Annotated in this window: 19 protein-coding genes and 1 other RNA gene; 13 read left to right on the forward strand and 7 right to left on the reverse strand. The window is 63.1% G+C overall.

Going from position 1 to position 22,762, the window contains the following annotated elements; all coding sequences use genetic code 11:
- Positions 1-37: 37 nt before the first annotated feature.
- The 4 genes from BBX50_RS10210 to BBX50_RS10225 all read right to left on the reverse strand — a co-directional run bounded on the left by BBX50_RS10210 (position 38) and on the right by BBX50_RS10225 (position 4,381).
- Positions 38-1,267, reverse strand: a complete 1,230-nt coding sequence (locus tag BBX50_RS10210) for a lytic murein transglycosylase (protein WP_065775187.1) — start codon at positions 1,265-1,267, stop codon at positions 38-40.
- Positions 1,268-1,412: 145 nt separating this feature from the next.
- On the reverse strand, positions 1,413-2,204 hold the full coding sequence (locus BBX50_RS10215; protein ID WP_065775188.1) for a glycoside hydrolase family 25 protein: 792 nt from the start codon (positions 2,202-2,204) through the stop codon (positions 1,413-1,415).
- Positions 2,205-2,457: 253 nt separating this feature from the next.
- Positions 2,458-3,126, reverse strand: coding sequence for a class I SAM-dependent methyltransferase (locus BBX50_RS10220; RefSeq protein WP_065775189.1), 669 nt, complete (start codon positions 3,124-3,126; stop codon positions 2,458-2,460).
- Between the two features lie 4 nt (positions 3,127-3,130).
- Entirely contained in the window at positions 3,131-4,381 is a 1,251-nt protein-coding gene (locus BBX50_RS10225) for a DUF3419 family protein (RefSeq protein ID WP_065775190.1), read from the reverse strand.
- Positions 4,382-4,559: 178 nt separating this feature from the next.
- Here BBX50_RS10225 and BBX50_RS10230 point away from each other — a divergent pair, with 178 nt between their 5' ends.
- On the forward strand, positions 4,560-6,113 hold the full coding sequence (locus BBX50_RS10230) for a diguanylate cyclase (RefSeq protein ID WP_083213615.1): 1,554 nt from the start codon (positions 4,560-4,562) through the stop codon (positions 6,111-6,113).
- 137 nt (positions 6,114-6,250) lie between these two features.
- On the forward strand, positions 6,251-7,600 hold the full coding sequence (locus BBX50_RS10235) for a serine hydrolase (protein ID WP_065775192.1): 1,350 nt from the start codon (positions 6,251-6,253) through the stop codon (positions 7,598-7,600).
- A gap of 45 nt (positions 7,601-7,645) precedes the next feature.
- Here BBX50_RS10235 and BBX50_RS10240 read toward each other — a convergent pair whose 3' ends face one another.
- The 3 genes from BBX50_RS10240 to BBX50_RS10250 form a co-directional block, all read right to left on the reverse strand.
- Positions 7,646-8,692 carry a lytic transglycosylase domain-containing protein gene (locus BBX50_RS10240; RefSeq protein ID WP_065775193.1) on the reverse strand — a complete coding sequence of 349 codons (1,047 nt, stop codon included), beginning with the start codon at positions 8,690-8,692 and terminating at the stop codon, positions 7,646-7,648.
- Between the two features lie 116 nt (positions 8,693-8,808).
- Entirely contained in the window at positions 8,809-9,444 is a 636-nt protein-coding gene (locus BBX50_RS10245; protein WP_065775443.1) for a LysE family translocator, read from the reverse strand.
- A gap of 241 nt (positions 9,445-9,685) precedes the next feature.
- Positions 9,686-10,903, reverse strand: coding sequence for a pyrophosphate--fructose-6-phosphate 1-phosphotransferase (locus tag BBX50_RS10250; protein ID WP_065775194.1), 1,218 nt, complete (start codon positions 10,901-10,903; stop codon positions 9,686-9,688).
- Positions 10,904-11,320: 417 nt separating this feature from the next.
- On the opposite strand from BBX50_RS10250, the gene BBX50_RS10255 reads away from it, so the two are divergent.
- From BBX50_RS10255 to BBX50_RS10305, 11 genes are all read left to right on the forward strand, one after another.
- Entirely contained in the window at positions 11,321-12,028 is a 708-nt protein-coding gene (locus BBX50_RS10255; protein WP_065775195.1) for a DnaJ family molecular chaperone, read from the forward strand.
- Positions 12,025-12,789 (forward strand): N-acetylmuramoyl-L-alanine amidase, encoded by a 765-nt coding sequence (locus tag BBX50_RS10260; RefSeq protein ID WP_065775196.1) that lies wholly within the window; start codon positions 12,025-12,027, stop codon positions 12,787-12,789. The genes BBX50_RS10255 and BBX50_RS10260 overlap by 4 nt, the downstream gene beginning before the upstream one ends.
- A gap of 223 nt (positions 12,790-13,012) precedes the next feature.
- On the forward strand, positions 13,013-13,540 hold the full coding sequence (locus BBX50_RS10265; RefSeq protein ID WP_065775197.1) for a transglycosylase SLT domain-containing protein: 528 nt from the start codon (positions 13,013-13,015) through the stop codon (positions 13,538-13,540).
- Between the two features lie 201 nt (positions 13,541-13,741).
- The gene (locus tag BBX50_RS10270) at positions 13,742-14,932 is read left to right on the forward strand and encodes an FAD-binding oxidoreductase (protein WP_065775198.1); all 1,191 of its coding nucleotides are present in this window, start codon (positions 13,742-13,744) and stop codon (positions 14,930-14,932) included.
- 207 nt (positions 14,933-15,139) lie between these two features.
- An RNA gene (gene rnpB, locus BBX50_RS10275) (RNase P RNA component class A) lies at positions 15,140-15,540 on the forward strand.
- A gap of 605 nt (positions 15,541-16,145) precedes the next feature.
- On the forward strand, positions 16,146-16,586 hold the full coding sequence (gene mraZ / locus BBX50_RS10280) for a division/cell wall cluster transcriptional repressor MraZ (RefSeq protein WP_065775199.1): 441 nt from the start codon (positions 16,146-16,148) through the stop codon (positions 16,584-16,586).
- Positions 16,587-16,600: 14 nt separating this feature from the next.
- Positions 16,601-17,626, forward strand: a complete 1,026-nt coding sequence (gene rsmH, locus BBX50_RS10285) for a 16S rRNA (cytosine(1402)-N(4))-methyltransferase RsmH (protein ID WP_065775200.1) — start codon at positions 16,601-16,603, stop codon at positions 17,624-17,626.
- Positions 17,627-17,632: 6 nt separating this feature from the next.
- Positions 17,633-18,016, forward strand: coding sequence for a hypothetical protein (locus BBX50_RS10290; protein WP_065775201.1), 384 nt, complete (start codon positions 17,633-17,635; stop codon positions 18,014-18,016).
- Entirely contained in the window at positions 18,016-19,764 is a 1,749-nt protein-coding gene (locus tag BBX50_RS10295; protein ID WP_065775202.1) for a penicillin-binding protein 2, read from the forward strand. The genes BBX50_RS10290 and BBX50_RS10295 overlap by 1 nt, the downstream gene beginning before the upstream one ends.
- A 66-nt stretch (positions 19,765-19,830) precedes the next feature.
- Positions 19,831-21,294: a UDP-N-acetylmuramoyl-L-alanyl-D-glutamate--2,6-diaminopimelate ligase gene (locus tag BBX50_RS10300; RefSeq protein WP_065775203.1), complete on the forward strand. Its 1,464-nt coding sequence runs from the start codon at positions 19,831-19,833 to the stop codon at positions 21,292-21,294.
- Positions 21,294-22,748 (forward strand): UDP-N-acetylmuramoylalanyl-D-glutamyl-2,6-diaminopimelate--D-alanyl-D-alanine ligase, encoded by a 1,455-nt coding sequence (locus BBX50_RS10305; protein ID WP_065775204.1) that lies wholly within the window; start codon positions 21,294-21,296, stop codon positions 22,746-22,748. The genes BBX50_RS10300 and BBX50_RS10305 overlap by 1 nt, the downstream gene beginning before the upstream one ends.
- The last annotated feature ends 14 nt before the right edge of the window (positions 22,749-22,762 follow it).

Raw genomic sequence — 22,762 nt, forward strand, 5'->3', positions numbered from 1 at the left:
CAGCGAGGTGCAAGCTCTTTTGCCTGAGCGGTCGCGCTCAGAGCGCGTTCAGCAGTTCCAGCGTCGCCCAGCCGTCGGCCGGGCGGCCGAGACGAAGCTGCTCCTTCTGCAGTGCCGCACGGGTGCCCGAGCCGAGGATGCCGTCGATCTTGCCGACGTCGTGGCCGAGCGTCTGGAGCTTGGTCTGCAGCGCCTTCATGCCGGCGTCGTCGAGGCCCGGCTCCGGATTGCCACCCTCATAGTTCGGCGCGCCGCCGAGGCGGGTCGCGAAGTAGGCGGCCGACGTCGTGTAGATGAACGACTGGTTCCACTCGAGATAGACGTTGAAGTTGGGGTAGGTGAGGAAGGCCACGCCCTTGCGGCCCTGCGGCAGCACCAGCGAGGCTTCGAGATTGCCATTGGCGGTGTTGCCGTCGCGTGGGCTGACGCCGAGCGCGAACCAGTCGGCCGCCTTCATGCCCGGCTGCAGGCCGGTCTTTTCCCAGGCGAGTTCAGCAGGAACGCTGACTTCCTGGATCCAGGGCTGGCCGGCCTTGAAGCCGAGGCTCTGGATGAACTTGGCGGCGGTCAGGATCGCGTCGGGGGAGCTCTTCTTCAGGTTGACGTGGCCGTCGCCGTCTCCATCGACGCCATAGGCGATGATGTCTTCCGGCAGCATCTGCACCTGGCCGATCTCGCCGGCCCAGGCGCCGGTCGTCGTCGCCGGGTCGAGGTCGCCATGTTGCACCATCTCGATGGCCGCGATCAGCTGCGGCCGGAACATCTCCGGACGGCGGCAATCATGCGACAGCGTCACCAGCGCATCGCGGGTGTTGAAGTCGCCCTGGACGGCGCCGAAGTCGGTCTCCATCGCCCAGAAGGCGGTAATGACAGGGGCCGGCACGCCGAATTCCTTCTCGGCGCGGGCAAAGACCTCGGCATATTCCTTCATCTTCTGCTGGCCGATATCCAGGCGCGACTTGCTGACGGTGCGCTTGGAGAACTCGGTGAAGGTCTGCTTGAAGACGCCCTGGGCGCGGTCGCGGCTCAGTACCTTCTCGTTGATGACGGCGCCGGCAAGCGCACGGTCGGCGACATCGGTCGGAACGCCCTTGGCCACGGCCTCGGCCTTCACGCCCTGAAGAAAGGCGCCGAGGTCGCCGCCGCAGGCGACAGCCGGAGCCGCCGTCTGCGCACCTGTCAGTGCCGCGGTCTGGGCGGCCGCCGCAGAGGCGGTCAGTGCCAAAAGGGCGACGGAGGCAAGGGCGTGCCGGGCTATGCGGGTCATCATAAATTCCTTTCTTTGCCCTGGGATGCGAGGCACCGCCACGGGCAGCCAAATAGCTGGGATACGAAATCTGTCGTTGCTCTTTCAGAGCATTATGACCGAAAGAAGAAAATGGGTTTTCCTGCCGCACCTATCAGCAGGATTGTCAGTTCTGCTTCGCCTGCGAGACCGCCGCGACCCAGTTCTTCCAGTTTTTCGCCGAGCCGGCGAAGACATTGATATCGGTGGCGCCGTCGATACCCGGAATGACCCCGGTGCTCGTGTACTGCCAGAACGCCCAGCGACGCTCGACATAGATCTCGCCCGGGTGCTTGGCGACCGAGCGCACCCAGAAGTGATGTTCCTTGAACTGGTCGACGAGATTGTCCCGGTGGAAATCGACCGAGGTGTAGATGATCGGACGTTTGCCGTAGTGGGCTTCGAGCCGGTCCATGAAGCGCTTCATCTCGACGCGCACTTCGTCCGGCGTCGGGCGATGGCGGCAGGTCTTCGATTCGCCGTTCCATTCGACGTCGAGAACCGGCGGCAGATAGACGGCGCTCTTCGGCACGTTGGCGATGAACCAGTCGGCCTGGGCGTCGGCGGTCGAGCAGAAATAATAGAAGTGATAGGGCGCGTAAGGGATGCCGGCGGCACGCGCCTGCTGCCAATAGTCGGTGAAGCGCGTATCGACCCTGTCCTTGCCTTCCGTCGCCTTGATGAAGGCGAAGGAGACGCCCGAGTTCTTCACCTTCATCCAGTTGATATCGCCATTCCATTTCGAAACGTCGATGCCATGGATGTTGTGGTGCTGCGGGGTGCGATCGCCGAAATTCTGCGGATCCGTATCCTGGAAGCGCGGCGGGATCGAGGCCGTCTGCATCAGGTCGTAATCGGTCGACGAACAGGCGGAAAGGAGGGTGGCAATGGGCAAGAGAGCCAGGAGAAGCCGGCGCATGGGGTACCTGTCTAGAGACGAGCGACGATCCTGCCTCACACGATGGCTTCCATATCGGTGATTTCCCCCAGCGAGGCGTGAACCCCATTTTCACCATATCATCGTAAAAATTGGGTTAGCTCAAGCGGGAATTGCAGGGGAACCGAGGGCTCAGCCGCTGCCAAGGTTCAGGCAGGCGTGCCGTTTCTTCGGCGCTCGCTCGCCGCGGTGGCCGCCGGCGGGCGGCCGATCATGTCGCTACCGGCTTTTGGTCTCAGGCGGCTGCCGCAACCGCGGGGCGATGATAGACGGCCAGCCAGGCATAGCCGCGGCCGATCGCGCGCCGTTCGAGATCGGCGCCATTCTCTCTGGCCTTCTCACGCAAAACGTCGAAAAGGCGGTCGCGCGGCGTGACATGGAAGCGGTTGAGCCAGCCGTGCAGCGCGCGGCGGAAGCTCGTCGGCAGGCGCTCCTGCTGGCCGAAATCGGCGATGTGCAGCGAGCCGCCGGCATTGAGTGCTGCGATCGCCGCATCGATCGCCTTCTGCCAATCGGGGATCATCGACAGAGAATAGGAAAGGACGATGTGGTCGAAGCCGCGTTCGCCGAAGATTGCCGGGTCGAAATCCGTGGCGTCGGCGACCCGAAGCGCTGCGCGCGGCTTGCCACTGCGGTTGAGCTTTGCGTCGGCCGAGGTCAGCATTTCGGCGGAGATATCGAGGCCGAAGAGGCGCGCGGAGGGGAAGCAGCGGCCGATCAGCGAAAGGTTGCGCCCGGTGCCGCAGCCAACCTCAAGGACCGAAGCGCCAGGCGCCGGGTTCATGTCCCGGATCAGCGTATCGCGGCCGAAGAGATAGTATTTGCGCGTCAGATCGTAGAAATGCCGCTGGTAGCGGTACATGTGGTCCATGCGCCGCGCGTGGGAGATCCCGGTCTCACGCATCGGCTCACGCCTTCTTCCGGTAGATATGGAAGCCGCCATAGATGGCGGAGCGGTCTTCGGCACCAAGCTTTGCCGAGGCCCCGGCATCATAGTGCCAGTGGTCGAGCAGTGCTGCGGAGACACGGCCCGGCAGGATGCTATCCTCGGCGGCCGTGCGGAAGATGACGACCGCGCCGGTATCGGCGGTGCGGGTGATTTCCGTCCAGAGGTCGTTCAGCTGCTGATCGGTCATCCAGTCCTGTGCGTCGAGCAGGATGTAACGGTCGACCGAACCTGCGGGCTTGCCGGCCAGAAGCTCGGTGAAGCTCGCGTGATGGACCTCGACGCGCTCGGCATTGTTGCGGATGACCTCATAGGCGGAGGCACTGAGATAGGGCGGCAGCTCGCCTTCATGCGCCAGCGGATAGCGACGGGCGAAGGCCTGCCAGGCAAAATAGTTTTCGCGCAACGGGAAATGACAGGTGAGCTTTTCCAGGCGATGGCGCAGCACGGCGGCAAGCGATTTCTCGGCACTGAGGCTTGCGAGCTCGTCGAACTGCTGCGGAGGGATGCCGAGGCCGAAAAGCGAGCTCTTGCGCCCGGTGATCCAGCGAATGACGGGACGATCGAAAAGCGGCGCCAGGCGCTCGTCAAAAAACTGGCGCTGCTCGCGCATCGAGCGCGCCTCAACGAATTCTTCCGGGTTGACGCCGTGCAGGCGGGCGAGCAGGTGGCTTGCCGCAATGAAGCGGCCGAGCAGGCCGGTGCGATAGATATTGCGGCCGAAGACGCCGACGCGCCGGCGACCGGTGAGGTCACGGCTGTTCCAGTAGCTGCGCGTGGCCGTGTCGAGCTTCGGCGCGATGAAGAGGTCGAAGGCCTGGACGTTGGAGGTCGTGCCCTGGGTTGCCAGGAAACGCATGACGTCCTTGTGGCTCGGCAGATGGCGGAAGGCCGCGATCTTCAGGCGGTTGAGCGCGATGTGGTGCGGGTTGAGGTCGACGACGTCGATCTTCCGCGGTCCGGCCGAGAGATAGGTCAGCATGTTGCAGCCGCCGGAGCCGATGGTGACGATCCGCTGCTCCGGGCCGATCTGCATCGCTTCCATGTCAACGATCGGATCTTCCCAGATCTGCGGGTAGACGAGACCCGAAAAAAGCAGGCCGAAGAGGCGTTCCGACAGGCCGGCCAACGAGAGGGTCTTGTGCTGCAGCAGGGCGTTCTTGAGCTTCGGATTTTTTCTGCCAAAGCCTACGTCAGGAGCGAGTTCAGTCATCTCTGCCGGTCATCCAGTTGAAACTTAGCCGCTTCTAAATTGACTCGGCTACACTTTGATGACGGGCTTTCCCACAGCCTGGTCGGGTGGCTGAACGGACGGAACTACAATTTTTCACCCATAAGAATTCATTAAACCCTGGCGTGCTAGCACCTCCTCATATTCGGGGGGCGTCGACATGATGTTAAGAACGTTTCTGCCGAAGCCCGAGCAGCGATTTGCTGCTGCCGGCGCGGCATTGGGGGCTCTGGTTTCTGCGGCGTGGCTGGTGACGGAAACCGTTCTCATTGAACAACCGACGATGCACTGGGACGTTACCGCCATGGTTGCGGCCGGTGCCATGCCGTTTCTCCTCGGCGGCTCCTTCTATCGCTGGCGCTATTCGCGCCGGCTCGAACTTGAATTGCATGCGGCCCGCCGCGCGGAGCGGCGTTTGCGCCATGAGGTCCATCGCGACAAGCTCACGGGGCTTGCAAATCGCGCGGCGCTCGAGGTGGACGTTCGCCAGGCGCTTTGCGCCGAAGGGGTTGCGTTCGAGCGCAAGTCGTTGCTCCTTCTCGACCTCGATCGGTTCAAGGCAATCAACGACACGATGGGACACGATGCCGGCGACCGGCTGCTGGCGCTGTTCGGCGCGCGGCTGCGCCGGGCGTTTGCGGGAGAGGCGACCGTGTATCGGCTGGGGGGCGACGAGTTCGTGGTCGCGGCCGCCGGTGCGTCATCGCAAGCCGAGGCCGAAATGCTTGCTACGCGCATCGAGAAGCTGTTCGAGCAGCCGTTCGATCTGGGCGAGGCGCAGGTCGCCTCCGGTTGCAGCATCGGCATCGCCTTCATCGAGAAGTCGGACAAGACGACGGGCGACGTGTTGAAACGGGCGGACCTGGCGCTCTACGAGGCAAAGGCGATCAGCGGCAATAGCCATGCCTTTCATTCCGAAACCCTGTCCGATGCCAAGCGGCAGCGGGCGGAAGCAGAACGGGATCTGGTGCGGGGCTTTGCCCAGGAGGAATTCTTCCTCGAGTTTCTACCGATAGCCGGTGTCGAAAGCGGTGCCGTCAGAGGTTTCGAGGCACTGTTGCGCTGGCGGCATCCGCTTCGCGGCGTAATCGGCGTCGAAACGTTCGAGCTGCCGGAGCAGAGCGCGGTCACCCTGTCGCTTGGCGGTTGGGCGCTTCAGGCCGCCTGCCGGCAGGCGGCCGGCTGGCCCTCGCCGACGGGGCTGACGGTGGTGCCTTTCGCTCCCCAACTCAAGGATCGCGATTTCGTCGCGCAGGTGGAGCGGTGCCTCCGGGAGGCAGGCCTGCCACCGGGCCGGCTGACGATCGAGATTGCCGACGGCATTTCGACCGATGACCTTGCCCTTGTGGGTGAAAACTTGCGGGGCCTGCGCGCACTCGGCGTGCGCGTCGCCCTTGGCGGGGGCTCGGCCTCGTCGCTGCCTTTGAACCAGATCTCCGACGTGCAGCCCGATCAGGTGACCGTCGATCTGACCGCCGTCCGGGCGGCGCACGGCAGTGAACGCTGCATCGCGCTGCTCGCCTGCCTGATCAAGACAGGGCAGGTGCTGCGCCTTGCGATCGGCGTCAGCGGCGTTGAGAAGGAAAGCGAGGCGGATTGCGCGCGCGCCTGCGGCGCGGCAGAGATCCGCGGCCCATGGGTTTCGTCTCCATTGGCTGATGTCGCAGCGCTGTTTGATAATGGAGAAACGGCAGAACTTCTCCGGTCCGCCTAGCCGAGGCGCCATTGCGCGCGCATGGGCTCCTTGCCGCTCCCAACCTCTGGGGCGTCTTCCTAAATTGAGAGTTGAGGCCAACAGGGGCTTTCCCTTGCTGCGAAATGCTGGTTCTCTTGGCGCCTCCGGAGGAACGCATGGGACGGATATTGAGAATATCGGGCGCCACGTTGGTGCTCATCATCGTCGGCCTCTTTGGTTGGCTCGCGCTGGCGCCGCCGGAACTGCTCAAGGTCGGTGACGGTTACGCGGCGAAAATCGTCTGCTCCAACGTGTTCATCGCCGGGCGCGACGCCGAGGCGGTGCTCGCCGACGACGTTCAGGCACCTGGGAATCCCTTGCTGAGGCTGGTCAGCGTCGCCGTGGATAGCGGGAACCAGATGGTGACGGCTCGGATCCTCGGCTTTGCGGCTGCAGGCCACGCGGTCTACCGGCCGGGGGCAGGCTGCACGAGCCTGCCTGATGGCGACGGCGGCGGGCTTGCACCGATCCAGACGACCGATGCGGCAGCACCCTTGCCGGATGTGCCCTGGCCGGAAGGTGGGCGGGCTGAGATCGATCCGGCCCTGCAGAAGCTGATAGAGGACGGAGATCTCGCCGGGCCGGGCATGCGGGCGATCGCCGTGATCCGTGATGGTCGCCTGGTCGCCGAAACCTATGGCAAGGGCTTTGACCGCTCGACGCCGCTTCTCGGCTGGTCGATGACAAAATCCGTGACGGCAGCGTTGATCGGCCTGCGCGTCGCCGACGGCCGGATGGACGTGTCGCGCGCCGGCCTCCTGCCGGAATGGACTGATGACGAGCGCGCGCGCATCACGCTTGCCGATCTGATGGCGATGCAGAGCGGCCTGGAGTTCAATGAAAACTACGGTGACGTCACCGACGTGACCCGAATGCTCTACCTCGAAAAGGACATGGCCGGTTATGCGGCTGCCAAGCGGCTCAGCTCCAAACCTGGAGCGGACTTCCATTACTCCAGCGGCACAAGCACTTTGCTGGCGCGGATGTGGATGCGGACATTCGATGACCCGGCGACGGCGCTTGCCTTTCCGCAGGACGCTCTGTTTCGGCCATTGGGCATGACCAGCGCCGTCCTCGAGACGGATGCCAGCGACACCTTTGTCGGCTCGTCCTATATGTATGCGACGGCGCAGGACTGGGCTCGCTTTGCGCAGTTCCTGCTGCAGGATGGCGTCTGGAAGGACAGGGCAATGCTGCCGAAGGACTATGTCGCCTTCATGCGCACGCCGACCAAGGCGTCCGGTGGCAAATACGGCCAGGGCCAGGTGTGGCTGGAGGAAAACGGTGTTCGCGCCGGTACCGGCAGTTTTCCGGCGGATGCCTTCTGGATGCTGGGGCATGACGGCCAGGCGATCATGCTGGTGCCTTCACTGAAGCTTGCGGTGGTGCGGCTCGGCCTCACGCCCTCGCGCCTCGGTTATGACGTGCAGAAGCTCAACGCCAAAATAATAGAGGCGCTCGATTGAGCGCCTCATAACGTGGTCGGGCTATGGTCTTGAGCGGGGCTCCGCTCACTTCATGCCGAGTTCTTCGAGAAGGCCCTTGCGCTTGGCGTGGTAATAATAGCCGCTGGCATAGAGCTTGACTGCGCCGTCGTGCTTGTTGTCGGCCACCATCCAGGCGCCGTGCAGGTACTTCGTCGCGTATTTGAGGTTGGTTTCGGCGTCGAACAGGCCTTCCGCCGGACCGTCATAGCCGAGGCCCTTGGCAGTGTTGTAGCGGATCTGCATCAGGCCGTAGTTGCCCTTGCTGTAGGCCCGCGGGTTGTAGTTGCTCTCGCGCTTGACGACGCGGTGCACCAGTTCGACCGGGATGCCGTTGAGATCGGCATAGTATTTGATCAGCTTGTCGAGTTCGGGACGCGAGCTGGTCGGCGTCTTGGAGAACTTCATCGAATCCGGAATGACGCTGGCAACGGCCGCGACCGTCGAGCCGATGACGCCGGTCTTCGGGCGTTCGGTCGGCACGATCATGCGGTTTGCGACCAGCGTTTCGAGACCGACGGGCTCGCCGGTGTCGAAGTCCGATTCCATCGCGGCGGCAACCGCGAGCGTCGAAATCGGAAGATCCTGTACTCGGCCCGACTTTGCCGTCGCCGGCGAGGGGGCTGCGGCCGCCATTTGTGTCGCGTCACCCGACAGCGGGGCTTCGGCCGCGGCGATTGCCGCGGTGGCGTTGGTTTGCGTTGCCGGAGCGACCATGGCAAGCGCCATGGTGTCACCCGGTTTGGCAGCGGGGACTGCGACCAGTGCGGGGGCGGCTTTGGCGCCTTGTGCGAGGTCAGCCGCCACCGGATAGGTGACCGCGACGCCCGATGCCTGGGCAGCGGTCTGTGCCGTCAGCGCGGCGCTGGTTGCAGTGGCTGCACCGTCCGGCGTGGGCAGCGCATAGGCCGTCATTTCGGTGCCGGGCTTTGCAAGCGGGGTGACCGTCTGAACGGCCGTCAGTTCTTCGAGCGACGTGTGCTCTACCGTAGAGCATCCCGAGACGAGGGTCGCCGACAGGATAGCTGCCACGCCAAACGTCTGTTTGGTAAGGGAAATACGGTACTTCGCCATTCTGTCACTTTCGTGCTTCTGGGCCCCGTAGCCCCTGCAAATCAGCGGTTGCCAGCCGCCAAGAGTGAATCTCCATTAACCTATGAGGCTGGCGGCGGCAAGCGCAGGGGTGCATTTCACGCCGTGGCGCGCTTCATCGTTGCCGTCAGAAGTCCCGCGCCGATGAGCATCGAGCCGCCGGCGCGATTGACGATCCGCCGGATATTCGGCCTGGAAATCGTGCTGCGGGCGGCGGTCGCAAGGGCCGCGTAAAGGCTGGCGTTGAGGATCGCGAGCGTCAGGAACGTGAACTCGAAGATCGCCATCTGCGCAAGGAGCGGCTGGCCGAGATCAAGAAACTGCGGCAGGAAGGCGACGAAGAAGACGATGCTTTTCGGATTGAGCGCGGTGACCGCATAGGTATGGAAGAAGATGCGAAGCGGCTGCTCGCCGGATGCGGCTTCAACGCCGGCATCGCCGCTGGCTGCAACCGGCGCGCGCCAGAGCTTGATGCCGAGCCAGATGAGGTAGGCGGCGCCCACCCATTTCAGCACGGTGAAGATGGCAGCAGACGTTGCAAGGAGAGCACCAAGGCCGAGCATGGAGGCGGTCATCGCGGTGAAGTCGCCGAGCGCCACGCCGGCGACCGTCGCGCCTGCGGTCTTGCGACCATGGCCGAGCGCATAGGAAATGACGAGAAGAATGGTGGGGCCGGGGATGGCGAGCAGCACGGCAGAGGCTGCGGCAAAGGCAAACCAATGTTCAAACGACATGAAAAGGCTCCGCGTTTCCTGCATGATTCCTTAAATCGGGATCGATTTAAGGAATCATGCAGCAGCTTAAAGGGCTACAGCGACCTTAGCGCGTCTTAAAAGACGCGCGGCGCTGTAGGGGTTCTCGACAATCAATCTGCCGAGGGAGCCATCGAAACGCGGAGCCGTCAATCGTCGGTCATGCACTTCGTGCGGGAAGCATGGGAAGCCGGCCAAAAGCTTTTGGCCGGTGCTTCCTTGTTCAGTGCTTCTCAGCCTTCCACTTCTGGCCGATGACGTCCATCACCTCGCCGAACCACTTCGTCGAGGTGTCGAAGTGCTTGCCGCCCTTGATGCGCGGGAACTCGATCGTGCGCAGCTTTCCGCCCTGATCTTCGTCATGGCCGGTAACGCCGGAGACCTTGTTGAGCGCGCTTTCGACAGCGAGGTCGACCATGCTCTGGATGAGACGCAGGTCGTCGCCGTTGGCAGGGGCCGAGCGGGCATAGTAGCCGGACTTCTGGACCATCGAGCGTTCGGCGCCCAAAAGCGCTGCGAACTGCTTGGAGAACCAGTTGCCGACATTGATGGTGTCGATCTTCACGTGGCCGAAGGCATCGCGCTTGATCGTCTCACCGGCCGCTTCCCGCTCAGTGACAATCGCGTCAAGGCACGCACCTTCGCTGACGAACAGCGTCACGAAGCCGGTGCGGTCCATAACCTTGCGCAGGCGGTCGGCTTCTCCCTGCAGATCGAATTTCATCTCCGGCAGGTAAAGGCCGTCGATGGTCTTCAGCTGCTTGTCCATCATGAAGCCGTCGACGAATTCCTTGTCGTCGGTCATCTGGATGTAGGAGCGGGCGGTGGCCGCCGTCAGCCAGCCGCAATGGCGGCCCATCACTTCATGCACGACAAGGGTGCGCGGGGCAGCACTTTGTTCATTGCTCACATTGTCGAAAAAGCGGGCGCCATATTCGGCAGCGGTCCAGGCGCCGAGCGTCTGGCGGATCGGGACGACGTCGTTGTCGACGGTCTTCGGCAAGCCGACCACGGTCAGGTTGTAGCCGTTGGCGCCGAGATAGGCGGCGAGATCGGCCGCCGTCGTGTTGGTGTCGTCGCCGCCAATGGTATGGAGGATCGAGATGCCGTCATTGGCGAGCCGTTCGGCCGCAACCCGCAGCGGGTTTTCGCCTTCCTTGACCAGGCCGCGTTTGACGCAGTCGGCCGCATTGGTGAGCTTTACGCGGCTGTTGCCGATCGGCGAGCCGCCGTGACGATGCAGGATGTGGGCCTTCTCGCGCATGTCGCGGGTGATCTCGATGCGGTCTCCCAGGAGCACGCCCTGGTAGCCGGAACGATAGGCGATCAGCTCATATTCGGGGGCTACGTCCGAATAGCGCTCGATCAGGCCCCCAACGGCGGATGACAGGCAGGGTGCGAGCCCGCCCGCCGTCAGCATTGCGACTTTTTTCTTGGCCATGTTTCCTCCTCGGGACTTTGGCATGCGATGGGTGGGGCCTCCATAACGCAAATCAGATGGAAATTAAATGACGGGCCTGTGGATGTCTTGTCGAGCGATACGGTAAAGCACATCGGCCGGCGGCCAAAACGCAAGCTGCCTCGAAATCCGGCGCAGATCGTCTGGCGGGTCGCCAACGGGGGCGGGGCGGGCGATGGCGCCGCCTTTGCAAGGGCTGGTCGATACTCCTTTTGGGCGAATGGCTGTTCCCTTGGGAACAGCGTTCTGTCCACTTGCTGTCGCAAGTTCCAATCGGTGGATTGACAATAGTGAGGTGCCATCGCAAATTCGTCGTCCTCGTGGTTCGGTCCGTCCCACCGCTTGCAATTTGCCACCACATTAGTCCATGCTATAAGCTGGAGAGACAGGGATTCTCGCATGTCATTCTGGGACAGCATCCTCAAGATCGTTACCGCCACGGGCAATGCACTGGCCGGCGTGGTCGAGGCTGTGCGTACCCTGTTTGAGGGCGACCCGGAGACGCGGCGCAAGGTTGCCTTCTCCGTCGCCATGATCGCGCTTTCGGCCAAGATGGCCAAGGCCGACGGTATCGTCAGCGAGGCTGAAGTCGCCGCTTTCCGCGATATTTTCCAGTTCCCGTCCGATCAGGCGCAGAACGTGGCGCGTCTCTATAATCTCGCGCGCCAGGACGTTGCCGGCTACGAGGCCTATGCGGAGAAGATGGCATCGCTGTGCTCGTCCTGCGAAAAGAACTGCCCGATCCTTGAGGATATCATCGACGGCCTGTTCCATATCGCCAAGTCGGATGGCGCCGTGCACGAGCGCGAGCTCGCCTTCCTGCTGCGCGTTGCCGAGATCTTTCGCATGGACGAGGGGCATTTCGAGCGCATCATGGCCCGCCATGTCCACGGCGACGGCCGCGACCCCTATCAGGTGCTCGGCGTTTCGCGTAAGGACGATTTCGCCGACATCCGCAAGCGCTACCGCGTACTGGTTTCCGAGAACCACCCGGACATGCTGGTGGCACGCGGCGTACCGCACGAATTCCACGCGATCGCCAATGATCGTATGGCAGCGTTGAACGCTGCCTATGAGGCGATCGAGAAAGAACGCCGAGCCGCATGACTTCGAAATACTGCGACTATCCGGGGGCTCGCTTCATGCCGTCGCCCAACTTCGGCGACCGCGTTGGAGAGCGCGCCCCGGATATGATCGTGCTGCATTACACCGGCATGCCGACGGGAGCTTCGGCGCTCGAATGGCTTTGCCGCGAGGAAAGCCAGGTCTCCAGCCATTATTTCGTGCATGAGGACGGGCGCGTCGACCAGTTGGTACCGGAGGCGCGTCGCGCCTGGCACGCGGGCAAGAGCTTCTGGAAGGGCGAGGTCGACATCAATTCCTGTTCGATCGGCATCGAGATCGCCAATCCGGGACATCCGGGCGGACTGCCGGATTTTCCGGAAAAGCAGATCGACGCGGTCGTCGAATTGTGTCGGGACTGTGGCCAGCGCTGGTCGATCGCACCGGAAAGGGTGCTGGCCCACAGCGATATCGCCCCTATTCGCAAGGTCGATCCGGGAGAAAAATTTCCCTGGCATATTCTGCACCGTGAAGGGGTCGGGCACTGGGTGGAACCGGCGCCAATCGGCGGCGGACGTTTCTTTCAGCGTGGCGACCGTGGCCAGCCGGTGGAGGCCATCCAGTCGATGCTGTCGCTCTATGGTTACGGCATTGATGTGACTGGTGATTTCTGCGAAAAAACCGAAGGTGCCGTCGCCGCGTTCCAAAGGCATTTCCGGCAACAGAGGGTGGACGGCATCGCCGACATTTCAACCCTCGATACGCTGCACCGTCTGCTTTCCGGACTGCCGCAGTTCACCGCCTGACGCGGAAGATTTTTTCGCGCTGACGGCACTTTCCCCGGTGTTCTTGGCAATATTTTTTAGCTTTGCCACATGTTTACCATGATGCGGCATTCATTTCCCGCTCATTGGAACTGCAGGAGCATCGGGGCGCAAGGCTCACTTCCTGTGAATGAAACGATCGGGACGTGAGGCTCGAAGCGGGGTGCGCTTCGCTCCATTCCCCAGACCGGAGAATTCAAACTACATGAGAATTTCGTCTGTTGCTGCGGTGGCGGCATGCCTTGGCATGTTCTTCGCCGGGATGGGTACGTCGTATGCGGGGAATGTCGACAAGACCATCAAGACCTCATCCATCCAGTCCGTTACCCGTACCACAGGCTATCCGAAACCGGACCTTCCGCAGAACGCCCAGTATACGTCTCTGATCAAGAGCTACGCGAAGCAGTATGGCGTTCCGGTCGATCTGGCCCACGCAGTGGTCAAGGTCGAAAGCAACTTCAATGCCAAGGCACGCGGCAGCGCCGGCGAAATCGGCCTGATGCAGATCAAGCCCGCCACGGCCCGCATGATGGGCTATTCCGGTTCCGCCAAGGGTCTTTATGATCCGGAAACCAACATCAAGTTCGGCATGAAGTATCTCGCCGTGGCGCATGAGCTTTCCGGCGGCACGACCTGTGGCACAATTCTCAAATACAATGCCGGCCATGGCGCCAAGCGCATGAACCCGGTTTCCAAGCGCTATTGCGGCAAGGTTCAGAACATCATCGACTGATCGATTGCCTGACAAGCGTCAGGGCGTGCATTCGCGCGCGCAAGCAAAGAACACCGTCCGCCAGCCATGTCAGGCAATGGCGGATGCTCCAGCCGGACAGGTCTCGCGTTCCGGCTCGTCCTAAAAATGCCCTGCAACCGCAGTGCCATATCGGGCCTTCGCGTGCTATCTCACCTTCAGGCAAGAGGGACGGGGATCAGCATGTCGGAAAGCTTTGATTTCATTGTCGTCGGCAAGGGCATGATGGGGGCAGCCGCCGCGCGCCACCTGGCGCTCGCAGGCGCAAGTGTCGCGCTCATCGGCCCGGACGAGCCTGCGGATTGGGCCAATCATTCCGGTGTCTTTTCCAGCCACTACGACAATGCTCGCATTACCCGAACGATCGACAATGATCCTGTCTGGGCGCGGCTTGCCCGGCGCTCGATCGAGCGATACGACGCGATCGAGCGCGAAAGCGGCGTTGCCTTTTATCATGAAGTCGGCTGCCTGATCGCCGGGCCCGCGCCGGGGGCTGCCTACGACTACATCGAGAAGGTGGAAAAGGCCCGCGATGCGCTTGGCGTCGTGGCGCCCCGTTTTGATCACGATGAGCTGTCGCAGCGCTTTCCGTGGTTCCGGTTTCCCAAGGGGACGGCGGGCATCTACGAACAGCAGGGCGCCGGCTATATCAATCCGCGCGCGCTCGTCATGGCGCAGACCGTTTGCGCGCAGAAGGGCGGCACGCGGATCGTGCGCAGCGAGGTTCGCTCCGTGTCGGAGGCGCCCGATCGCGTCGTCGTCACGACACGCGATGGCTCCCGTTTCGATGCGGGCAGGGTGATCGTCGCAGCCGGCGGGTTCTCGCTTTCCAACACGCTGTTGCCGCGGCCGATCGATCTTAAGGTCAAGGCCCGGACAGTGTTCTTCGCCGAGGTGGCAAGCGGTGATCTGGCGGCCTTTGACGGCATGCCGTCGTTGATCGGTGCTGCACCGGAACAGGAGCGGAGCTACTATCTGCTGCCGCCGGTCGCCTATGCGGATGGCAAGCACTACATCAAGATCGGTGGCGATCCGACCGACCGCGTCCTCGACGGTGAGCCGGCCGTGCGCCAATGGTTCCGCGGCTCGGCCAGTGTTGCCGCGGCGGAGCATCTGCGCGGGCTTCTGGCAGAGGTGATGCCCGGTCTGCGTCCGGTCTCGACACATTTTTCGCCCTGTGTCACCTCGTTTACCCGGCGCGGACTGCCCTATATCGGCTTTGCGGAAAGCGAACGCATCGCGGTCGTGACCGGCGGCAACGGCCAGGCGGCGAAGAGCTCCGACGAGATCGGCAGGCTTGGCGCTGCCCTTGTCATCAATGGCCGGATCGACGAGCCGGAATATGACGCGGATTTCTCCGTCGCCTTTCGCTGAAGCGCGTCGCGATCTTTCAGTTAAGCTCCTTGCGCTTCAAGCTTTTGATTTGCCGCATGTCGTTCTCGCAAAACCGCCGCGCACCTTTGCGCGACAGGCTTTAGGCCCGGTCTTTGCCGGCGGGCGCTCCGATCTCTATTGTTGGCTGTTGAAAAGCGCTGCCGTTTTTTCTGGCGCGGGGCGCCGGGCTGGGTTAAGGAGCGCCTGCCAGTTGGCCGGGCAGCCGCTCTCCGCAAGTGCCGAAAGGCCGCGGGGGGAGGAAAGTCCGGGCTCCACGGAAGCACGGTGCCGGATAACGTCCGGCGAGGGTGACCTCAGGGAAAGTGCCACAGAAAGCAAACCGCTCCGCCTGGCGGAGTAAGGGTGAAAGGGTGGGGTAAGAGCCCACCGCGGACATGGCGACATGGACGGCACGGCAAACCCCACCGGGAGCAAGACCGAATAGGGATGACGCGGGCGCGCAAGCGCCCAGCCTGTTTCCGGGCCAGTCATCCGGGTGGGTTGCAAGAGGCTGCGTGCAAGCGCAGTCCCAGATGAATGGCTGCCACGTTCCGTTGCCTTCGGGTAACGGGGCCATACAGAACCCGGCTTACAGGCCAACTGGCGATTTCTCTTTTTTCCGGCGTAGAAACGGTCCCCCATTCTCCTTCAAAGCGGGGTCGGCGGTCGGAGTTTGCCAACGTATGGCGTCAATGTCGCCGACGCCCAATACGGGACTGCAGCCGAAGCGCAAATCACACGCATCGGCTGCTTTGCGATCGGCTTGCTCTGGCCTGCATTTCCTATGCTGCTCTGCCTGGAAATGAACCGGCCTGTCCCGGTGAACTGTTTTTCCGCCCTGCGTCGGCAGCGCTTCTGCGCTCTTTCTCACATTCTGATTTTTCAACGATTTGAAGCCGTTCCGCCGTCGCATTCCCGCACGGTGGGGGTCTCGTCGTAACTCTTCGTTAAACTTAACAACCTATCAATATTTGATCAGCCCGACGGCTGTTTTCGAGCCAATCCCATTGACGCCCATATGGTCCCATGATATCCCATAATGGCACTGCGCAAGGGCTGCTTCGCAGCCTGTCATTGCAAGATCTCAGTGCCTTCCGGCTTCGGAGGGTGGGCGAACATTCCGGTGTTCGGCGGGGGCGTCTTGCAGGTGTGGTCGAGTGTTCTCGCGGGTCGATGATTATGGCCCGTCAGTCTTGGGCGGCCGTTTCGCGTTATGAACCGCTTCTTGTCACATGCCACCAATCGGATCGATGCGAAGGGGCGGGTTTCCGTTCCCTCGGTGTTTCGCTCCGTGCTGTCGGATGGGGGCGTTCGGGAGCTATACTGTTTTCAGGATTTCGTCTTTCCGGCGATCAGTGTCGGCGGGCCGGAGCTCCTGGATCGGTTCGAGAGGCAGATGGCGGCCGAGGATCCTTTTTCCCCGGAGGCCAACGAGATGTCGCTGCTCGTTCACGGGGGCGGCGTCTTCGTGAAACTCGATCCGGAAGGCCGGTTGATGATGACGGATTTCATCCGCGACTTCACCGGCATCTCGACCGACGTGATGTTCGTCGGGCGGGGCGATTATTTTCAGCTCTGGGAGCCGCAGGCCTTTGTCAAGGCGCAGGCGGCGGCCCGGGAAGGGCGCAAGTCACGGGGGTTGCGTCCAGAATAGAATGGAGAGGCGGAATGGTGACGGATCAAGGCGGAGGTATTCCTGAAGCCGAAGGCGGACCGGTTCGTCACATTCCCGTCCTTTTGCCGGAAGTCCTTGCGGCTCTTGAGCCTGCGCCCGGCAAGATCATCCTCGACGGCACCTTTGGTGCCGGTGGCTACAGTTCCGCAATCCTGAAGGCCGGTGCCGACGTCATTGCGCTCGATCGCGACCCGACGGCGATCGCGGCAGGGCAGGCGCAGGTCGCCGAATGGGGCGGTCGCCTCAAGCTTATCCACGCGCAGTTTTCCGAGCTTGCCGCCCATGCGCCCGCCGAGGGGCTCGACGGCGTCGTGCTCGATATCGGCGTTTCTTCCATGCAGATCGACGAGGCCGAACGCGGCTTCTCCTTCCAGAAAAAGGGGCCGCTCGACATGCGCATGTCGGCCTCGGGCGTTTCGGCCGCCGATGTCGTCAACCGCGCCAAGGTCTCCGACCTCATCCGCATCTTCGGCTTTCTCGGCGAGGAAAAGCAGGCGGGCCGCATTGCCCGCGCGATCGAGAAGCGCCGGGCCGAACAGCCGTTCGAGACGACCCGCGATCTCGCCGGCCTGATCGAGGTGGTGACGCCGCGCAAGGCAAAAGACAAGATCCATCCCGCCACCCGCGTCTTCCAGGCGCTGCGCGTCTTCGTCAACGACGAACTCGGCGAGCTCGCTCAGGCGCTGTTTGCCGCCGAAAAGGCGCTGAAGCCGGGCGGCCGTCTCGTCGTCGTCACCTTCCATTCGCTTGAAGACAGGATCGTCAAGGCCTTCTTTCAGGATCGCTCCGGCAAGGCCAGCGGCTCGCGCCATCTGCCGATGGTCTCGGCGCGCGCGGCAACCTTCACGCCAGTTGGCAAGCCTATGGTGGCGGCCAGCGAGGAAGAAGCGTCCCTCAACCCGCGCGCCCGCTCGGCCAAGCTGCGCGCCGGGATCCGCACGCAAGCCGCGTCGCCGGGAAACGATCTATCCATTTTCAATCTGCCGGAACTGGCAAGCCTTGCACGGTTGGGGGGCTGACAAGACATGCTTCGAACGCTCGATATCGTTCTGATCGTCGTCATGACGGCCGCCGCGACCGTCACCTATACGATCAAGCACCGCGCCGAAAACAAGCTTGAGGAGGTCCGCAAGCTGGATGTGGCGATCAAGCTGGAAGAGGACACGATCGACCTGCTGCGCGCCGATTGGGCGCTGTTGACGCAGCCGAACCGGCTTGAGCGGCTCGTCGGTGCCTTCGGCGCCGACCTGCAGCTTGCGCCGACGCCTTCGACGCAGCTCGCGCGGCCCGAGGAATTGCCGATGCTGAAGGCCGATCTGCCCGTGCCGGAGGACAAGTCGGCCAAGGACGGCGTCGCCGCCATCATCAACAAGACCGATAACATCGCAACTGGCTCGGTGGCGCGCTGATGTCGTTTCTCTCCCGCATCATGGTTTTGAAAAGCAAGGCGCATTTCTCGGCAGGCGGCAACAACCGACCGGCCGAAAGCGGGCTCAACGTCACCTTCCAGGGTACGCGCAAAAAGACCGCCAACCAGGCGAAGAACCGCGTCGCCATCGTGATCGCCAGCTTCGGCATCGTCTATGCCGTCATCGGCGGTCGCCTCGTGCAATACGGCATGGCGGCACCAGAAACCGTTTCCAGCATCGGCCGCGCCGACAACCTGATGGCGTCGCGCCCCGACATTCTCGATCGCAACGGCGAAATCCTTGCGACCGACATCCGTACCGTTTCGCTCTATGCGGAACCACACAAAATCGTCGATGCCGATGAGGCCGTCGAGCGCCTGTCGACGGTGCTGCCCGACATCAATGCCCGCGAAATCTACAACAAGCTGAAGTCGAAATCGCGCTTTCAATGGCTGCGCCGCCAGCTCACCCCGAAGCAGCAGAGCGACATTCTGGCGCTCGGCATTCCCGGCGTCGGCTTCCGTCCGGAAAAGCGCCGCTTCTATCCGGGCGGTCGTACCGCTGCGCACATTCTCGGCCACGTCAACATCGATAACCGCGGCGTTGCCGGCATGGAGCGCTATATCGACAGCCAGGGTCTGGCCGACCTTGCCGCAATCGGCATGACCAGCGACGCGAAGCTCGAGCCGGTGAAGCTCTCGATCGATGTGCGCGTGCAGAACATCGTGCGCGACGTCATCGATGCCGGCATGAAGAACTACCAGGCGCTGGCCGCCGGTGCCGTCGTGCTCGACGTCAACACCGGCGAAGTTCTGGCGATGGCGTCGGTTCCCGACTACGATCCGAACAAGCCGGCCGAAGGTGCGGAAGAAGGCTGGATGAACCGCATGTCGAACGGCACGTTCGAAATGGGCTCCACCTTCAAGACCTTCACCATCGCCATGGGTCTCGACTCCGGCAAGGTGACGCTCAACGACAGCTTCGACGCCTCGGCGCCGATCCGCATCGGCGGCTTCACCATCAAGGACTTCCACGGCAAGCGCCGTGTCCTCACTGTCCCGGAAATTTTCCAGTATTCGTCGAACATCGGCACCGCAAAGATCGCCGACATCGTCGGCATTCCCGGCCACAAGGAATTCCTGACGCGCCTCGGTCTGCTTTCGAAGCTTCCGACGGAACTGCCTGAGGTGAAGTCGCCGAGCCAGCCGCGTGAGTGGAAGAAGATCAACTCGGTCACCATCTCCTTCGGCCACGGCGTCTCGACGACGCCGCTGCAGACCGCGGTTGCGGGCGCTGCCCTCGTCAACGGCGGCAAGCTGATCGAGCCGACCTTCCTGCCGCGCACCGAAGAGCAGGCCAACGCAGTCTCCACGCCCGTGGTCAAGAAGAGCACCAGCGACGACATGCGGTTCCTCCTGCGCTGGAACGGCATTGCTGGCTCCGGCAAGCGCGCCCAGGTGCCGGGCTTCAACGTCGGCGGCAAGACCGGCACGGCCGACAAGGTGGTCAACGGCCGCTATGCCAGCGACCAGAACTTCAACGCCTTCCTCGCGGCCTTCCCGATCGACAATCCGAAATACATCGTGCTGACCTTCATCGACGCGCCGAAGACCGGTGAGGGTGGCGGGCGCACTGCGGGCTCGAACGCTGCTCCCATGGTTCGCGACATCATCAGCCGCTCCGCGCCACTGCTCGGTGTCGAACCAAAGTTTGGAGAAGACGGTTCTGCCTTGCTTGTGTCTTATTAGACATGAAATGAGAATGCGGACGATTCGCGATTCCGGCGGATCGATATCGATGCGAGACGTGCGTTCATGAAGATCAAAGACCTGGCGGGACCGAATTTCCCGGAACTTTCGGCGCAACTGAGCGGCGGGGCCGCCGAAATAGAAGTGGCCGGATTGACGGCCGATAGCCGGCAGGTTCAGCCAGGGGATCTCTTCGTTGCGGTTTCGGGCAGCAAGGCCAATGGCAGCGCCTATGTCGCCGATGCTCTGAAGCGCGGTGCTGTTGCCGTGATTACCGAAGCCGGTACCGACCTGGACACATCGACGGCGCCCGTCCTGAAGCTCTCCGAACCCCGGGCATTTCTCGCCCGCGCCGCCGCCGCCTTCTATGGCCGCCAGCCGGAAACCATGGTCGCCGTGACCGGCACCGCCGGCAAGACCTCGGTCGCCTCCTTCACCCGTCAGATCTGGGCGCATTCGGGCCTTGCGGCTGCGATGATCGGCACGACCGGCGTCGTCGCGCCTGGACGCAACGACTACGGCGCGCTGACGACGCCCGATCCGGTGTCGCTGCACAAGCTCTTGGCCGAACTCGCCGATGCGGGCGTGACCCATGCGGCGATGGAAGCCTCCAGCCACGGCCTCGACCAGAGCCGGCTTGACGGCGTGCGCCTCGCCGCTGCCGCCTTCACCAATCTCGGCCGCGACCACATGGACTACCATCCGACGGTCGAGCACTACATGGCCTCCAAGATGCGGCTGTTCGATGCGCTGCTGCCGAAGGGCGCGCCGGCGGTGATCTTTGCCGACGACCCATGGTCGGACCAGGCGATCGCTGCTGCCCGCAAGGCCAAGCTCGATGTGCGCACCGTTGGTCGCAAGGGCGATTTCATCTCGCTGAAGCGCGTCGAGCATTTCCGCCACAAGCAGTCGGCCGAAGTGCATGTCGGCGACGACATCTTCGAAATCCACATTCCGCTTGCGGGCGATTTCCAGGTGGCCAATGCGCTCGTCGCCGCCGGCCTTGCCATGTCCACCGGCATCAGCGCCAAGGCAGCGTTTTCGGCGCTTGAGAAGCTGCAGGGTGCCTCCGGCCGCCTCGAACTGGTCGGTCAGACCAAGGACGGCGCGCTCGCTTATGTCGACTATGCCCACAAGCCGGATGCGCTCGAAAACGTGCTCGCATCGGTGCGCCCGTTCACGACCGGCCGCGTCGTCGTGGTTTTCGGCTGCGGCGGCGATCGCGACAAGGGCAAGCGCCCGATCATGGGCGAGATCGCAACCCGGCTTGCCGATGTGACAATCGTGACCGACGACAATCCGCGTTCGGAAGTGCCTGAGGTGATCCGCGCCGAGATCATGGCTGCCGCCAAGGGCGCGATCGAGATCGGTGACCGCGCCGAAGCGATCCGCACTGCCGTCGGCATGCTGAAGACCGGCGACACGCTGATCGTCGCCGGCAAGGGACACGAAGAAGGACAGACGATCGGTTCGGTGACGCTGCCCTTCTCGGACCATGCGGAGGTCCGCAAGGCCTTGGGAGGCTTGTGATGAACTGGCTCTGGACAAGCAGCGATCTTCTGGCCGCGATGAACGGCCGACCGGTCGGCAATCTGCCTGAAGGCATTATGGGGATTTCGATCGACAGCCGCTCGATCGGCAAGGGCGAGGCCTTCTTCGCGATCAAGGGCGACCGGGTCGACGGTCATGACTATGCCGGCATCGCGCTTGCAAACGGCGCGGCGGTACTGGTCGTCAGCGAAGGCAAGCTGCCGGCGCTCGGACGCCTCAATGCACCGCTGATCGTCGTCGACGACGTGCTGGAAGCCATGATCCGGCTGGGCTGCGCTGCCCGTGACCGCAGCGCCGCCAAGATCATTGCCGTCACCGGGTCGGTCGGCAAGACGACAACCAAGGAGATGCTGCGCCATGTGCTGAAGCCGCAGGGCCGCGTGCATGCCTCCGTCGCATCCTTCAACAATCACTGGGGCGTGCCGCTGACGCTTGCGCGCATGCCTGAGGCTACCGACTTCGGCGTCTTCGAGATCGGCATGAACCATCCGGGCGAGATCCGGCCGCTGACCGCGATGGTGCGGCCGCATGTGGCGATCGTCACCAGCATCGCCGCTGCCCATCTCGGCAACTTCGAGAGCCTCGATCAGATCGCCGAGGCGAAGGCCGAGATCTTCGAAGGCGTCGTCAACGGCGGCCACGCGCTGATCATTCACGACAGCCCGCAATTCAAGCTTCTGGAAAACGCCGCTGCTGCGGCCGGCGTCAGCCACATCCATTCCTTCGGCGCCAATCCCAAGGCGGAATTCCGCCTGGTCGAATTCAGCGGTGGCGCGGAAGGCTCCATTCTCTGGGCAGGCATCGGCGGGCGGACGCTGGAGGTCGCGATCGGGGCGCCCGGACGTCACATCGCCGAAAACGCGGTTGCGGTTTTGGCTGCGGTGAAGCTTGCCGGCGGTGATCTTGATTACGCGGCGTCAGCACTTGCGACCATGCAGGCCGAAACGGGCAGGGGGCGGCGCCACACGCTGGCGATCGGAACCGGCACGCTGAAGCTGATCGACGAGAGCTACAACGCCAATCCGAGCTCGATGCGGGCGGCGATCGCGCTTCTGCGCGACAGCGAGCCGCCGGCCGGCGGTCGCCGCGTCGCCGTGCTTGGCGACATGCTGGAGATGGGCGAACACGCGGTCGAGGTGCATGCCGCACTTGCGCGTCCGCTCGTCGAGGCCGGCATTACCGATGTCTGGCTGGCCGGACCTTTGATGGTGCATCTGCGTGACGCGCTTCCGCCCGAAGTTTCGGTGGTCTACCGCGAGAGCGTCGAGGACCTGAAAGCCTATGCGCTGGCCGCTGTCGCGCCCGGCGACGTGGTCATGGTCAAGTCGTCGAAGGGGACGGGCTGCGCCAAGATCGTGCAGGCGCTGATCGAGACCTATCCGGCGGCGCAAGCCGAAGGGTACGAGACCGAGGGATCCGAAGCCGAAGGGTAGCCGACGCGAAGAAG

This window comes from Ensifer sp. LC11, assembly GCF_001695835.1.
Lineage (GTDB): Bacteria > Pseudomonadota > Alphaproteobacteria > Rhizobiales > Rhizobiaceae > Ensifer.